11 protein-coding genes and 1 pseudogene are annotated in these 13495 nt (G+C 59.1%); 5 read left to right on the top strand and 7 right to left on the bottom strand.

Going from position 1 to position 13495, the window contains the following annotated elements:
- Positions 1 to 10: 10 nt before the first annotated feature.
- From WG907_RS12375 to WG907_RS12365, 3 genes are all read right to left on the bottom strand, one after another.
- The gene (locus WG907_RS12375; RefSeq protein WP_340233186.1) at positions 11 to 400 is read right to left on the bottom strand and encodes an EthD domain-containing protein; all 390 of its coding nucleotides are present in this window, start codon (positions 398 to 400) and stop codon (positions 11 to 13) included.
- A gap of 103 nt (positions 401 to 503) precedes the next feature.
- Entirely contained in the window at positions 504 to 1427 is a 924-nt protein-coding gene (locus WG907_RS12370; RefSeq protein WP_340233184.1) for a DUF6473 family protein, read from the bottom strand.
- 35 nt (positions 1428 to 1462) lie between these two features.
- Positions 1463 to 2608 carry a sulfotransferase family protein gene (locus WG907_RS12365; RefSeq protein WP_340233183.1) on the bottom strand — a complete coding sequence of 382 codons (1146 nt, stop codon included), beginning with the start codon at positions 2606 to 2608 and terminating at the stop codon, positions 1463 to 1465.
- 386 nt (positions 2609 to 2994) lie between these two features.
- Here WG907_RS12365 and WG907_RS12360 point away from each other — a divergent pair, with 386 nt between their 5' ends.
- The 3 genes and pseudogenes from WG907_RS12360 to WG907_RS18220 all read left to right on the top strand — a co-directional run.
- The gene (locus WG907_RS12360) at positions 2995 to 5214 is read left to right on the top strand and encodes a TonB-dependent receptor (RefSeq protein ID WP_340233182.1); all 2220 of its coding nucleotides are present in this window, start codon (positions 2995 to 2997) and stop codon (positions 5212 to 5214) included.
- A gap of 691 nt (positions 5215 to 5905) precedes the next feature.
- On the top strand, positions 5906 to 6208 hold the full coding sequence (locus WG907_RS12355) for a 2-dehydro-3-deoxygalactonokinase (RefSeq protein WP_522012758.1): 303 nt from the start codon (positions 5906 to 5908) through the stop codon (positions 6206 to 6208).
- Positions 6168 to 6293, top strand: a pseudogene (locus WG907_RS18220) (2-dehydro-3-deoxy-6-phosphogalactonate aldolase); the annotation flags it as partial. The gene WG907_RS12355 and the pseudogene WG907_RS18220, both read left to right, overlap by 41 nt.
- Before the next feature lie 86 nt (positions 6294 to 6379).
- Here WG907_RS18220 and WG907_RS12345 read toward each other — a convergent pair.
- From WG907_RS12345 to WG907_RS12335, 3 genes are read right to left on the bottom strand one after another with little or no spacing between them, the layout of a single operon-like run.
- On the bottom strand, positions 6380 to 7156 hold the full coding sequence (locus tag WG907_RS12345; RefSeq protein ID WP_340233179.1) for an SDR family NAD(P)-dependent oxidoreductase: 777 nt from the start codon (positions 7154 to 7156) through the stop codon (positions 6380 to 6382).
- 22 nt (positions 7157 to 7178) lie between these two features.
- Positions 7179 to 7697: a hypothetical protein gene (locus WG907_RS12340; RefSeq protein WP_340233177.1), complete on the bottom strand. Its 519-nt coding sequence runs from the start codon at positions 7695 to 7697 to the stop codon at positions 7179 to 7181.
- Entirely contained in the window at positions 7694 to 8749 is a 1056-nt protein-coding gene (locus WG907_RS12335; RefSeq protein WP_340233175.1) for a phosphotransferase family protein, read from the bottom strand. Before WG907_RS12335 ends, WG907_RS12340 begins: the two co-directional genes overlap by 4 nt.
- Positions 8750 to 9018: 269 nt before the next feature.
- Between WG907_RS12335 and WG907_RS12330 the strand changes: the two genes are divergently transcribed.
- Positions 9019 to 11355 (top strand): TonB-dependent receptor, encoded by a 2337-nt coding sequence (locus WG907_RS12330; protein ID WP_340233173.1) that lies wholly within the window; start codon positions 9019 to 9021, stop codon positions 11353 to 11355.
- A gap of 63 nt (positions 11356 to 11418) precedes the next feature.
- Here WG907_RS12330 and WG907_RS12325 read toward each other — a convergent pair whose 3' ends face one another.
- Positions 11419 to 12060 (bottom strand): TetR/AcrR family transcriptional regulator, encoded by a 642-nt coding sequence (locus WG907_RS12325; protein WP_340233172.1) that lies wholly within the window; start codon positions 12058 to 12060, stop codon positions 11419 to 11421.
- 137 nt (positions 12061 to 12197) lie between these two features.
- On the opposite strand from WG907_RS12325, the gene WG907_RS12320 reads away from it, so the two are divergent.
- Positions 12198 to 13460, top strand: a complete 1263-nt coding sequence (locus WG907_RS12320; RefSeq protein ID WP_340233171.1) for a cytochrome P450 — start codon at positions 12198 to 12200, stop codon at positions 13458 to 13460.
- Positions 13461 to 13495: the final 35 nt, after the last annotated feature.

Here is a 13495-nt window from a genome sequence, read left to right as displayed (position 1 = left end):
CTTCCCCCGATCAGCTCATGCCGGCGCTCGTCATTTCCTCGGTAAGCGTCTGCCGTGAGCGGGCGCGATCGACGAAATTCGCTTCGTCTTGCGTGACCCAATGCGTGAATTCGGGATTCGCGGCAATGCGCATCAACTCCTCCAGCGCTGCCTCATCCCTAATGGTGTAAACCGACACCGCATCATAATCCACGCCACCATCATCTTCCGGAGAGGCGTCAGCATCGGGCCGGCCGACGTAGAAGTTCATGTGTCCCTGCGGGTAGTAGCGTCGCGACTCCGTGAACAAATGTCCCACCCATTTAGCGACCGTGGGGATGTGGATATTCTCGTAATGAGCGCGAAAGTCTTCAAAGGAAATATCGTCTTTGCGCTTCATGAACATCATCAGCTTATGCATCTGGCGATCCCTCTCATTGCGGCCCTGTTCGGGCTGAAACCCAATATCATTATCTCGATCGTGGAATAGTCGTTCAGATCCGGTCGACAGACTCGCGAAGCGCCTATTTTTGCCAGTTCAGGTCAGGCACGGCTTCCGCAAGGGCATCAGCAGCGTCTTCATGCATTTCAGGCGACGGGTAATAATGGTTGGTGCTCCACTTCATGCCTTTAGCGTAGGCGGCCATCGTGCCGCCGTCGACCTCGACCGGTTCGCCCGTAAAGCGGCTGACGAGCGGATAGCCGTAATTCCGCATGCTTCTGCATTCGACATAAGCATCGAAGAGCGGCCGAACCTTATCCATGCTTGGCGCGTCAACGAACTGCGGGAATTTCCCTAATATGCTCAGCATATCGGATGCACTAAAATCTACAGGCGTGTTCAGATCCTTGTCCGAAAAATAGAAGAGAATTTTCGGGACACGGATTTTTTCGGCGAGCTCGCGATAGCGGCTTACCCAATTGTCCAAACTTTCCGCCACATATTTGGGGGCGTTTTCCGGCTCGTTATTGAAGACGTGCGTCCACGCTTCCATGGTGGAAATCTGTTGGCCCGTCTTGAGGTCAAGTAACGCTTCCACAAAGCCATAGGGGCCGTAACGGCTATTGGGCTCGGTCCGCGCCGTCATCGCCTGAACGATCGTAAAGCGCCCCTTGTTCACAAGGTCAAGGAGCCCCGGAGCCTGTAAGTAGAAGCCAGCGCCACCGCCACCCACGCTCAGGTTCAGGACGGGCAGGCCGATGCGGTCGGAAAGGATATCGCCAAATGTCCGTTCCACAAATATCCCATTGGCCTGGGCGCCGCCGAGGCACGTGAAGTAATTGCCGCTCGCGAGTACGTCATCAGCCAGAGGGGGGCCACGAAACTGGATGCCGGGAATACCCTCCAGCTCATAATATTGGTAATCGACGATTTCATGGTCCCGCTTGCTGTAGTCGAGGCTCCACTCATCCGGGTGATCTTCTGGATTGAAAGCATAGTTCACCATGAAAGATCTCCTAAAACAGTTTCATAACATAAATATCAGATATAGTCGCTGAATGCGCCGGTGTACCGAGAGAAAGTGCGTCGAATTTCTTCGTCCGTGCTGCCTACCTCCTCGGCGGAATATTTGGCTTCCCCATGCTTTTCCTTGGGATTTTCAGCTTCCCATCCACGTATGCCCGCCAGCGCGCGCTGAGTCAGTTTGAGGCCGGCAAATTCATATACTTTGCGTGCCGCCGACTGACCGTCCTTCACCACCTCGCTAAAGGCAAGATCGAGCACTTCGATATGAGGGTTGCGCGTGCGCCATTCCATATGCCGGTCCGTCGCGGATGATAAATGGCCAAGCATCTTCGAGGCGAATAGGTGCCTGTTGTCGAGATCGGACCAGATGCCCCTACTCGCCATGACCGTACTCGTCACCGAGGGGACACATTTGACCGGATCGCGATGCGTGACGATGAACCGCGGGTTCTCATAGGCCGCCGTCAAATAATCTTCCTGGCCGAGATGATTGGGATCTTTGAACAGCCAGGGCTTGGAAGGCGATCCATTTTGCCATTGCAGATATTTGATGACGGAAACGAGGTAGTCATAAGCGGGTTTCAAGTCCGCTTCGGCAATCCACGCCGCAAATGATGGCACGTCATAATGACCGAATATGGTTGGATGGCGATAGGTCGCCTCCATCAGATAGCATTCCTCCTCGGGTTCTTCAGCATGGAGGGGATGACCCATGAGCATGTCCGGCGACTGCTCGTACATCCATGCCTCATAATCCCTGGCCTCGGCAATTCGTTGGGAGGTGCCTCCCCGCGGCGCGCCGGGGACGCGCGCGAACTTCATCGTTTGCCAGAAGTTGAGCGTCTGAAAGTCGCCCGTGGCACCGAGGACCCGATGCAATTTCGTGCTGCCGGTACGGGGCAGGGACAGGATGATAAGGGGCGCCCTGATACGTTCCTGCGCGATTTCAGGATGGGCCTTAAGATCCTCGGCAAACCAAAGCCGCTGCGTCAGCAGGTTCAGGAATTTTTCCTGTAACTTAGCCTGGCATTTTTCACGAATGTCTGCCTCGCGATTGATCGCGTCGACCAGCATGAAAAAGCCGTCACGGAAGTCGTCAGGTCCGAAATCATTCAGGCCGGTCTGCGCCGCAGCAGCTCGTAACAATTCAGATGCGTCCATCAGGGCTTCTCCTTGGCCCATGCGGCACGACTTCTCCGTTCGTGCGCATGCCTAGTCTGCTGCTACTAAATACTAGCGCCCCCATGCCCGTCAAGCGATTGTAATTCGTGCAAGGGCGTCATCTGCGCGGCTGCAAGCTCACATTAGATCCTTTAGTAGACGGCAGGCAATGCTCGTGAAACCCGCAGAGGCTCCGGCTAGGATGCTTTTATGCAACAGTTGAAAACATTGATGCTGGATCGCTTTCTAATATCTTGCAGACAATCAGGCATGGCAATAGGGAGTCGGTACTCCATCCTAGAGGCCGCCCGTTTCACAGGCGCCGGGTGGCCGCGCTAATATTGATGCTTATGCAAGCAATGCTGAAAAGAGTTTGGGAGAGATCCATGAGGAAATTAGGACCCGTATCCATAGCGCTGAGCGCGATGCTCTCGTCCACATGCTACGCGCAGTCGTCAGCGAGCACTACTGCCACACCTGCGGCGGACAGCGGTATCGGCGAAATCATCGTCACCGCCCAGCGCCGGTCGGAAAATCTCCAGCAAACGCCAATCGCGGTGACTGCGGTAACGGCCGAAGCTGTCCAAAGCCTCGGCCTCACCGAAATTAAAGACATCGCCGCTGTCACGCCCGGCGCGAGTTTCACGACCACGAACGGCTTTTTCACCGCACGTATTCGCGGCATCGGCGCGGATTTCGTATCGGTTGGCCTGGAAGCGCCCGTGGCGGTCTATGAGGATGGCGCCTATCTGACGCGCACCCTGACCGTGAACGAAATCGTCGACAATTTCGACATAGGCAGCATCCAGGTGCTGCGCGGCCCGCAGGGCACGCTGTATGGCCGCAACGCCACCGGCGGCGTCATCATCGTCAACAGCGCCGATCCTACGAACAAGTTCGAAGGCCGCGTCCGCGCCGAATATGGCAATATCGATCACCAGCAGTTGAACGGTATGATCAATATTCCGCTGGGCGAGGATCTCGCTTTCCGTGCGAGCGCGACCTACAAGCATGATGGCGGCTATGTTCGCAACCTGATCACCGGCGGTGAAGCCGGCGGCGGACGGACATATAGCGCCCGTGCGAAATTGCGCTGGACCCCGGGCATTGCCGACATCGTTCTGGGCGGCGAATATTATGACACCGCCTATCGCCTCGGGCCGCTCCAGTCGCTGGCGCGCAATGACAACACCTGCTATGCTTGCGTTCTCTTTCCAGGGTCGGTGGGGCCCAATGCCTCCGACCTGTTCAAAACCGAATCTGTCGTCCTGACGCAGCCGGTCAGAACCAAATTCTACGGCGCCAATCTCAAGATGAGCTTCGATTTCGATAGCTTTGAACTGAGCAGCACGACGACCTTTCGCAAGCAGAAGACCGTCGACAGCGCCGGTGATGCCGATCTGACGAAACTGCCCGGTTTCGAATTTTCCGTGCCCAGGTCCGGCGGCCGGTCCTACACCCAGGATCTGATTGTCAGCTCCAAGCTGGACGGCATGTTCAACTATCTGTTTGGCCTCAGCTATCTGGATGATAAGGGCATTTTCAATACCCGCTTCGTGGGTGATCCAGCCCTGGGTCTGGGCGGCGCCGGCCTTACCCCCGAAACTGCATTCGGCGCCGACAACACCGCCAAGACGAAATCTTTCGCTGCGTTCGCCGAGGCATATTTTCAGGTTAATGAGCAGATCAAGGCGACGGTCGGTGGCCGCTACACCTATGAAGAACGCTCCGCGCACGTCCGCTTCACGAGCGGCGGCGAATTCGATCTGAGCAGCGCCCAGCGTGCCTTCACCCCGCGCTTCGTCCTTGCGTGGAATAACGGCCCGACCAATGTGTATTACAGCTTCACGCGCGGCTTCAAGGCCGGCGGCTTTCCGGGGCCGATCTTCGCCCCGATCGAGGCTGTGAAGGCTGAAAAGATTTTCAGCCACGAAGTCGGCGTCAAGCAGTCGCTGTTCGATAACCGGGTTCGCCTGAATGCGGCCGCTTTCTACTTCAAGAACAAGAATCTTCAGACCCAGACGGTCGATCTCGCATCGGGCGGCACCAAGACGCAAAATGCTGGCGCGCTGGAGAATTACGGTATCGAGGTGGAGGCGCAGATCGTGCCTACCGAGGGCCTGACGCTTGGCCTCACCGGCGCATGGCAGCATGCCCGGTTCAAGCCCTATCTCAATGCCGCGATCGCCTGCTACAATCCTGCCGCGGTCGCGCCGGTGCCGACGCTCAGCCGTTGCTTCACCGATCTCACCGGCACCCAGGCCCCACAGGCACCCGATTGGTCGGGTTCGTTCAATGCGAGCTACGAATTCCCGATCGGCTCGTGGACCGGATCGCTTTCGGGTATCGCCCAGTATCGCTCGTCCGTCCTTTACACGCCCGGTGCCGGCGGCGAATTGCAGGCCGACCGTGATGGGAGCCGCTTCCTCGTAAATGCGTCCGGTTATATCAGTCCTCCAGGGCAGAATCTGCGGATTGGCTTCTACGCGGTTAACGTCTTCAACAAGAAGTATGTCTCTTTCATCCAGACCGACACGACCTTTGGCGTTTACCAAAACGCTGCCAGGCCGCGGACCTATGGTTTGCGTATGGAATATAGCTTCTAACGAGTGATCCGACACCCGGCTTTTCAAGCCGGGAAAACCAAAACCCACGGCACTGGTACAGGTGCCGTGGGTTTTTTGTGTCGGCTCTGGCGTTACGGCTGCGATGTGCCGGCGTGGCGTTATCGCTGGGGGCCGTGATAAAGGATACGACCATTCCGCCACATATTTGTAAGCGGAGCCTCGGCTCCACTTTGCAAGGTTGAAGGGCAGGGCCGGGTGTCTGCGTCCTGATAGGGTGGGGGTGTGCTGCTACTATGATAATCTCGGATGATGATCCTGTGATCAGGGGCGCGCGGCGGTTTGAGATATTCACGGGAGCGGGCAAGCGGCGGGAGTGGCCGCCCGAAGTGAAGGCTTCGATTGTCGCGGAGTGCTATTCGGGCCGCGAGGCGTCAGTGCCGTGGCGCGCCGGTATGGGCTGGTTCCCTCGCAGGTTTACGCGTGGCGGCCGGACTTGCGGAAGCAGCTCGAGGCCGAGGCGGTGATCCGGAACGGCGTCGGCCACTTCGCAGTGTCACCGGTCGCCGGATCGTAGCGGTTCAGCGACAGTCCCTTAATGTCGAGCTAGTAAAGCGCACCCTCCTCGGCGACCAATGTCGGTGCTTCGCCAAGCACGGCCTGGGCTGCCCCGACGCAACTTGCTTCAGGTAAAGCGGATCGGCTCACCCGCTCATGCGTAGAGACATCGAACATCTTCGCCAAGCATGTCCGTTGGTGCTTTGAGGTAAAGCGAGAATGGAAAGGCGAACTCCTCGGAACGGGACGGACGCGTGGCGGCGCCATGCCGATGCTGCTCGCGGGAATGATAGGGTCGAACCGCGGCTGGATGGAGGCGCCCTATGTGCCATGCCCCGCAATTGCCCGACCTCACCGAGCGGTTGCTATGGGCGGAGGCCGGCCGCACCGCGATCGTTCCAGATGTATATTTCATAGCCTGCCCGCTCATCGCCATCGTGCGTGGCATTCGCCCGGAGGAGGCGGATGCCGTTGGTGACGCGCTTGTCGACGCCGGTATCCGGATCATTGAGGTGCCGCTGAACTCGCCCGATCCTCTTGTCAGCATAGCGCGGCTGGCGCGCCGGTTTGGCGATCGCGCCATAATCGGCGCGGGCACGGTGCTCGATCCGCAGGACACTACTCAAAGCGGCGTACTGCTCAGCAAGATTCATCCGTCGAGCACAATGTCCATGCCGAGGGACTGCCCGCCGTCGACGCAGATCGATTGTCCCGTGATGAAGCGCGCCGCGTCGGAGGCGACGAAGGCGATGACGTCGGCAAGCTCGGCGCACTCCGCCAATCGCCGGGCGGGCAGGACAGAGGCAAGCCGGGCGATGGTCTGCGCGCTCATCTGCGTTCTGACGGCGTCGGACATGGTGCCGCCGGGCGCGACCGCGTTGACCGTAACGCCCTCGGCCATGAGTTCCATCGCCGCTGCTTTCACAAAGGCCTCGATCGCGCCTTTCGCGGCACCATAGGCGGCGAGGTTGCGCGATACGCTTCGCCCTGCCGCTAGGGAAGAAACGAAGATCGCTCGACCATGCCGGCTGGCCCGCAGCATCGGCAGAGCGGCCTTGAGGAGATGGAAAGCGGTGTCCGGCCCGACCGCCATCGCCTTTCGCCACTCCTCTTCGGGCAGGTCGCCGATGGGGCCGTAGGGAATATAGGCGGCGTTGTGGATGAGGATATCGAGCGCGCCATACCGCGCCCTAACAGCCTCGACCGCCGCCCTCGCGGCGTCAGGAGACCCCAGTTCGATGGCGGCGAGATCGGCATCACCCCCGGCGGCGCGGATTGCTTCGAGTGTTGCCTCGCCCGCTGCGGCGCTGCGCGTGACGACCAGAACGCGCGCCCCTTCCGCCGCCAGCTTCTCGCAGGTTGCACGGCCGATGCCCTTGCCCCCGCCCGTCACCAGCGCAACTCGCCCCGCCAGTATCTCCATCATTCCCGCTCTCCGCGCATATCGCTCAGCGTCTGGGGCCATTGCCCCGAAAGGCCGACTCGACGATCTTCTGCTGCTGTTCCAGCTGCCAGCCGATATAGTGGCGGATCTCGGCGCGCAGGGCTTTCACTTCGGGCAGGGCCTTGCCCGCTTCGTCTTCCGGGATGATGATCTCCTGAATGTCGCAGACATGCTGGCGGAGCCGGGCGACGTCTTCGCTGGTCAGGCTCAGCGAAGGATAGATGGACGGATCCCGCTTCTCACTCAGCACGCGGCGGAGGCCGGGAACCAGTCGCGCTCCGTGCGGATGCGACGCCATGACATCGGCCGCCCTTGCAAGCAGGACATGCAGTCGTGCAATCTCGTCGAATAGCTGCTGTCCTTCCTGCTCCAGCCGGATTTCGACATGGCGGCACAAGACGATGGCGGTCGTCGCATAGCTGCTGGCGCTCGACCCTTCGGTCGCCGGACGAATCCAGTCCTCCAGCGCCTGACGCACGTTGCGCACGGTCTCGGTGGCGGTGGGTGTCAGCAGCGCTTTCATATGACGGTCTCGTTCAGTTCGGCGAACCAGTTGGGGTCGATCGGGTCGCATAATCCCGCTACCGCACCATTCATACGTTTCATCAGGTAGAATACTTCCGTGCCGGTCCAGCCCTGGCGAATGTCGGCTTTGCCCTCATGCATGATCACTGCGCTCTTCTGGCCATATAGAATGGACCCCAGCGTCCGCAGGCTCAGATAATAATCGACATTCGCTCTGGTCACGCCATGGCCCGACACTTCGTTATAATAGTCGATGGCATGTTGCAGGCCCCAAATCGGCTCGCCATCGCGCATGATCACTGGATACATACTCTGCATGCTCGCGAAATCGGCAGCCGGATCGCCGATCGACGCTTCTTCCCAGTCGCTCATCGCCACGATCTGGCCGTCATTGAACACCTCTTCACCGATGCCATTGGTGCCCTTGCACAGGGCGATGACGGGGGCGGGTGGAGAACCGCGACGGAAAATGGCGACCGCCTCGTTCAGAACCGGCATGGGCTCGCGCTGATATTCGCGCAGATTGGCCAATGCCCTTTCGAGGAAATGGCGGCCGGCACTTTCCCGATCGGGCGGCGGTGCGAGGCGTTCGTCCAGGCCCAGCGCCTTCCAGTCCACCTTATGTACTATCGCAATCTTGCGCAGATGTTCCTTGCAGATTGCGATCCGCAGATCGTCGAACCGCGGATCGGGATCGTCGAAATGCGGAACGACCCAGTTGCCCTCGATCTGCTCACGAATGTAGAAAGGGCGGTCCGCCCAGTCCGGATCATCTTCCCACGCGATCACCTTCGCGACCGGGACATCGGTCGCCGAAAGACGATCATACATATAATATTCCTGCTCAAGCGACGTATGGATCGTCGAGCCGCCCTGAAAGTCGCCGCGAAAGACCACAGCGATTAGCTCCTCGCCCGAAGCGGGACGATATTCGACGAAATATGTGAGGCGAGAGGAGCCTCGCGGGAATCTCTCCTCGCTCAAAAGTTCGGCCTGATCGCCGAAACGGTGCCTGATATAGTCGCCCAGCGGGCGCTTGAGCAGTTCCACGCATTCTCTCCCTCGGCCCGTTCGTGCCGCATCCGGCATCGTTCTTTGGTGATGACCTTGTCGCTGCGAAGCTCGGCTTTACCTGCCCGCCACGTCGAATGATAGTACGATAACGCACTAATGTAAACTTACATTCCATCGTGAACGTATGTCTTTACTAGTGCAATTATTGGGTCTAGGACGAGTCCGCAGCACCAGGTGACGGCTACGTCCCGGCGGATGCGCAGAACAACGATATCAAAATGTCGTGATGGACGGGGAAAGCTGAAATGGTCATCAGGAAATTGCTGGTTTGCGCGTCATCGATTGCGATCGCGCACATGTCGGGCGGCGCATTTGCGCAAGATGCGGCGGGAATATCGCCACTCGCCGCGAGCCCGAGCGAAGATATTATCGTAACGGCGCAAAGGCGTGCGCAACGTCTGGAAGATGTGCCACTCACCGTTGCGGTGCAGTCGGCAGAACAGTTGTCTAGGGCCGGAGTCGTCGATAGCCGGGGGCTGCAACAACTGACACCGGGCCTGATATTCCAGCAGCAAAGCTCGTTCCTCAATCCCTCGCTGCGCGGCGTATCGACGACCGTGGTCACCGCAGGCGCGGAAAACCCGATCGCGCTCTATCTCGACAATGTCTATGTCGCGAGCTTCGCCGGCTCGATCCTGTCGCTGCCCGACGTCCAACAAATCGAGGTGCTCAAAGGTCCGCAGGGAACATTGTTCGGTCGCAACGCGACCGGCGGCGCAATCCGTGTATTCACCAAGGAGCCGGGCAACGAGACCGAAGGCAAGATCGATGTCACGGGCGGCTTTTATGACGGCGCCGGGTCCAGCCGCTCGGCCTATATTCTCGGGTTCAACGGCTTCGTATCGGGACCGATCGCCACGGACAAGGTGGCGGCCAGCGTCGCCTTTTCCTATCGCAAGAGCAATGGTTACGGTCGTAACGTCGCTTATGCCCAAGTGTCGCCCAGCATACAGAATGCCTTTGGCAATGATCGGACGATGTTCCTCGAAGACAAGCTGATCCGCGGCAAGTTAAAATTCACGCCCACTGATTCGCTGGACGTCCTGCTCACGGCATATTGGAACGAATGGGAATCGGATCGCAGCCAGATGGGCTTGGTGCAGTTTGGTGGCACGGCGACCGGACCCGCCCGGATGAACGATGCGAATGGCAATCCGTATAATTATATCGTCGGCACCAGGCCGTGGCAAAATGCCTATGACGCGCATCGGCCAAATGCCAAGGTGGCCGGCCGGGGCGCCAGCATGCGTGCCCGATGGGAAACCGGAATCGGCGAATTGACCTCCACTACCGCCTGGTCGCGGGCGCGAAGCAAGGAGTGGGTCGATTCCGACAACAGCTATTCGCCCGAATGTCTCGAAATCGCGAATGTCGGTGCTGGCGTCGGCTGCGTCGCGCCGTTCGATACGCTTCTGGACAAGACGTTCCAGCAGGAACTGCTTTTCTCGTCGCAAGAGTTTGGCCGGTTCAGCTTCGTCGCCGGTGCCAACTACTACAAAGCCACGTCGACCGTCGATGTGCGGGTCAGTGACTTCGCCACAGGCGCTTTCCCGGCAGGCGACCTGTCGGTAAATTATCCGTCGATCTTTACCTACCGGACCGCGATCAAGACGAAGGCGATCGGCCTGTTTGCCGAGGGCACGTTCAAGGTCACGGACAAATTCACTGCAATTGCGGGGATGCGGTACAGCGATGAGAAGAAGACCGGCACGACCTCCTTCTTTGGCGGGCCAAACGATCCGCTCATCCCGGTAAAGGGCGATGCCTGGACGCCGCGCGTGTCGCTGATCTACGAAATCGGCGACCGTACCAACCTCTATGCGACCTGGTCGAAGGGGTTCAAGTCCGGCCTCATCCCCGGAGGCAACGCGTCCTATCTACAAAGCAGCCCCAATCCGCTGCCAAGCGTCCGGCCCGAAAAGATCACCGCCTATGAAGTCGGGTTCAAGACGGCGCGGGCTGGCGCCTATACTTTCAACCTTTCGGCATTCTATTATGATTATACCGATGTGCAGGTTCAGGCGAGCCTGGGTGCAGGCGGAACGATCCTTGCCATTCAGAACGCCGCCAGCGCCACTATCTACGGTCTGGATGCCGAAGGAACGGTGAACCTGAGCCCCGATTTCAAGATTCGTGCCGGGGCGTCCTACATTCCACGCGCGCGCTACGACCAGTTCCCCGGCGCGCAGGTCGCCCTGCCTCCCGGCAATTATGGCGGTTTTGTCAATGGTCAGCTGGTCGATCTCAAGAACAAGCGCCTGTTCAAGACTCCCAAGTTCACGGGTAATATCTCGCTGAGCTATGATCATGAATATTCATGGGGCAAGCTCGATTCTACCGTGACGGCCTATTATGCATCGCGCCAATATTTCGACCCCACCTATATATTCTCGACCGACGAGTTCAAGCTGGGCGCGGAAATCGGCTTTTCTCCCGCCAACAGTCCGTTCCGGCTGGCCTTGTGGGCGCGAAACCTGACTAACGACGACGCCTATGTGTCCTATCAGCTGACGTCAAACGCTTCGGTATTATCGCCAGGGGAGCCGCGCTCCATCGGGCTGACGGGCACTATGAGGTTTTAAGACTGTACTGGTAAAGGGAAACGGCGCCATCATGACGCCGTTTCTTTCAGGTTGGAAAAACCGTCAGGGCTGCAAGCGCGCTTTGACGAACTCCAGCAACATCGCCTTCGTCGCGGCGAGCATCCGATCCACCGTTTCGGAGCTTTGATTGAGCAGTTGCGCCACTGCCGCCCCCTGGCTCATCGTCAATGTAACGTCGAAGCTCGCGTCGATCAGATCCTCGGGAATATGCCCTTCAAGGTTCCCGCGCCAAAAGCCGCGGAACTGTTCGGTCAGCTGGCGCTGGAGTTCGAGCGTCTCCGCGCCTAACGCTGCGTCGCTTCGACTGGCGCTCCACAGGTCGTATACAGCGACATTATCATCGGACGAGGTCAATGCGATGACCTTGTCGAGAACCTTGATCAGCCGATCGAGTCCGGTGACGTCAGCATCCAGCACATAGTCGTCCATCGCGCGGGAAATCCGCGCATCCAGTTCTCCGATGACCGCCAGGAGCAATTCCGCCCGGTTGGAAAAATGGTGCTGGATCGCTCCCCTCGTCAGATTGGCTTCTGAGGCGATGACGGTCATGTTGGTGGCGGCCAGCCCGCGCTCGCGCATGTGGCGGATGGCGCTTTCCAGCAGGCTGGCACGGGAGGCCGCGCTGCGTTCTTCCTGCGAACGGCGCGGCTTGGCAGCCGCCCTGGCTTTCTTTTGATCGCTCATGCTTCCCCATGACCCGTTGGCACACATATTTCAATATCAAAGCATTTACATACATCCTAATATGAATGTATATTTTCAATATGTCCGGTGCGGGTGAATTTTTGGCGACCGGGGCGAAATGTGCAGGAGACTCAACGATGCTGATGCAAGAGGTGGAACCCGATCCGCTAATGGACTTCACCGATCCTGACATGCTGGCCAATCCCCACCGCTTTCTTGCGGAGGCGAGAGCGGTCAGTCCGGTCGTCCGGGCAAGGGTGCCCGGCGGCACGACCGCTTTTCTCGTCACCAGCCATGCCGCCGTGTCGGAAGCGACCAAACGGACGGAGGATTTTTCCTCGCAAATGGGCCATCTGACGAACCGGCCCAATATGGACAATCATGAAGCGCTCGCCATATTGGCAGAGGCGGGCACCGCGGGATCGGGCCTGTTGCTGGTGTCCGACGATCCCGATCACAAGCGTTACCGTTCGCTGGTCAACGCCGTGTTCGCTCACGGGCGAATCGCCAATCTGCAACCGCTGATCGAGCGTATCGTCACCCAGTTGCTGGATGATATGGCAAAGAAGAGCGAGACTGACTTCGTCAATGAATTCGCCGTATTATTGCCCACTTATGTCATCGCCGACATATTGGGGCTGGACCGCGATCACTGGCATCTGGTGCGCCAATGGTCCGATGCCGCCATCCTCCTCGTCAGCCGCATGGGCACGCCCGAGCAGGAGGTGGAGGCGGCGCGGAATGTGGTCGACTTCCTGCGTTTCATTCGGGACCGCATCACGCTGCGCCGGGCGCAACCGGCCGACGACCTCATCTCGAACCTCATTCATATCGGTGTGGAGGGGGTGCCGCCGCTGAACGACGACGAAGCGACCGCGCTGACACTGGAAATCGCGGTGGCGGGCAATGAGACGACGCGAAACACCCTGATGAGCGGCCTTGCCCAGCTTCTGCGGCATCCCGACCAACTTGAGGCGCTCCGGCAAAACCCCGCTCTGGTCGCCAATGCGGTCGAGGAACTATTGCGATATGAAACGCCGGCGACGTCCATGTGGCGCATCGCCACCCGCGATACCGAACTTGCAGGGACATTCATTCCCAAAGGGGCGGCCGTGCTCTTGCGCTTCGACGCCGCCAACCGCGATCCGGCGCGTTTCGAGAATCCCGACCGGTTGGACATAAGGCGCAAGGATGCCCGCCACCATGTCGCCTTCGGTGCGCCGGGCATTCACCGCTGCCTTGGCCAGATGCTCGCGCGCAAGGAACTGGCCATAGCCCTGCCGGCACTGCTTTCGCGTCTTCAGGACATTCGCATCCTCGACGACAGCCAGACCGGCTATTGGCCCGGCCTGCTCCATCGGGGGATCACGAGCCTGCGCATCGCCTACCGGGCATCTTAATCAGCGGCCCGAAGACCACGATAACATTAATCGAG

The sequence above is a fragment of the Sphingobium fluminis genome (assembly GCF_037723805.1).
Classification (GTDB): Bacteria; Pseudomonadota; Alphaproteobacteria; order Sphingomonadales; family Sphingomonadaceae; genus Sphingobium.
Note: the sequence above shows the minus strand (reverse complement) of the source record. Positions and strands in the feature narration are given on the sequence as shown.

What these genes read in the sequence shown, in the direction of transcription:
- WG907_RS12375 (WP_340233186.1), bottom strand. Translation starts at nt 400, where the DNA reads ATGCATAAGCTGATGATGTTCATGAAGCGCAAAGACGATATTTCCTTT.
- WG907_RS12370 (WP_340233184.1), bottom strand. Translation starts at nt 1,427, where the DNA reads ATGGTGAACTATGCTTTCAATCCAGAAGATCACCCGGATGAGTGGAGC.
- WG907_RS12365 (WP_340233183.1), bottom strand. Translation starts at nt 2,608, where the DNA reads ATGGACGCATCTGAATTGTTACGAGCTGCTGCGGCGCAGACCGGCCTG.
- WG907_RS12360 (WP_340233182.1), top strand. Translation starts at nt 2,995, where the DNA reads ATGAGGAAATTAGGACCCGTATCCATAGCGCTGAGCGCGATGCTCTCG.
- WG907_RS12345 (WP_340233179.1), bottom strand. Translation starts at nt 7,156, where the DNA reads ATGATGGAGATACTGGCGGGGCGAGTTGCGCTGGTGACGGGCGGGGGC.
- WG907_RS12340 (WP_340233177.1), bottom strand. Translation starts at nt 7,697, where the DNA reads ATGAAAGCGCTGCTGACACCCACCGCCACCGAGACCGTGCGCAACGTG.
- WG907_RS12330 (WP_340233173.1), top strand. Translation starts at nt 9,019, where the DNA reads ATGGTCATCAGGAAATTGCTGGTTTGCGCGTCATCGATTGCGATCGCG.
- WG907_RS12325 (WP_340233172.1), bottom strand. Translation starts at nt 12,060, where the DNA reads ATGAGCGATCAAAAGAAAGCCAGGGCGGCTGCCAAGCCGCGCCGTTCG.
- WG907_RS12320 (WP_340233171.1), top strand. Translation starts at nt 12,198, where the DNA reads ATGCTGATGCAAGAGGTGGAACCCGATCCGCTAATGGACTTCACCGAT.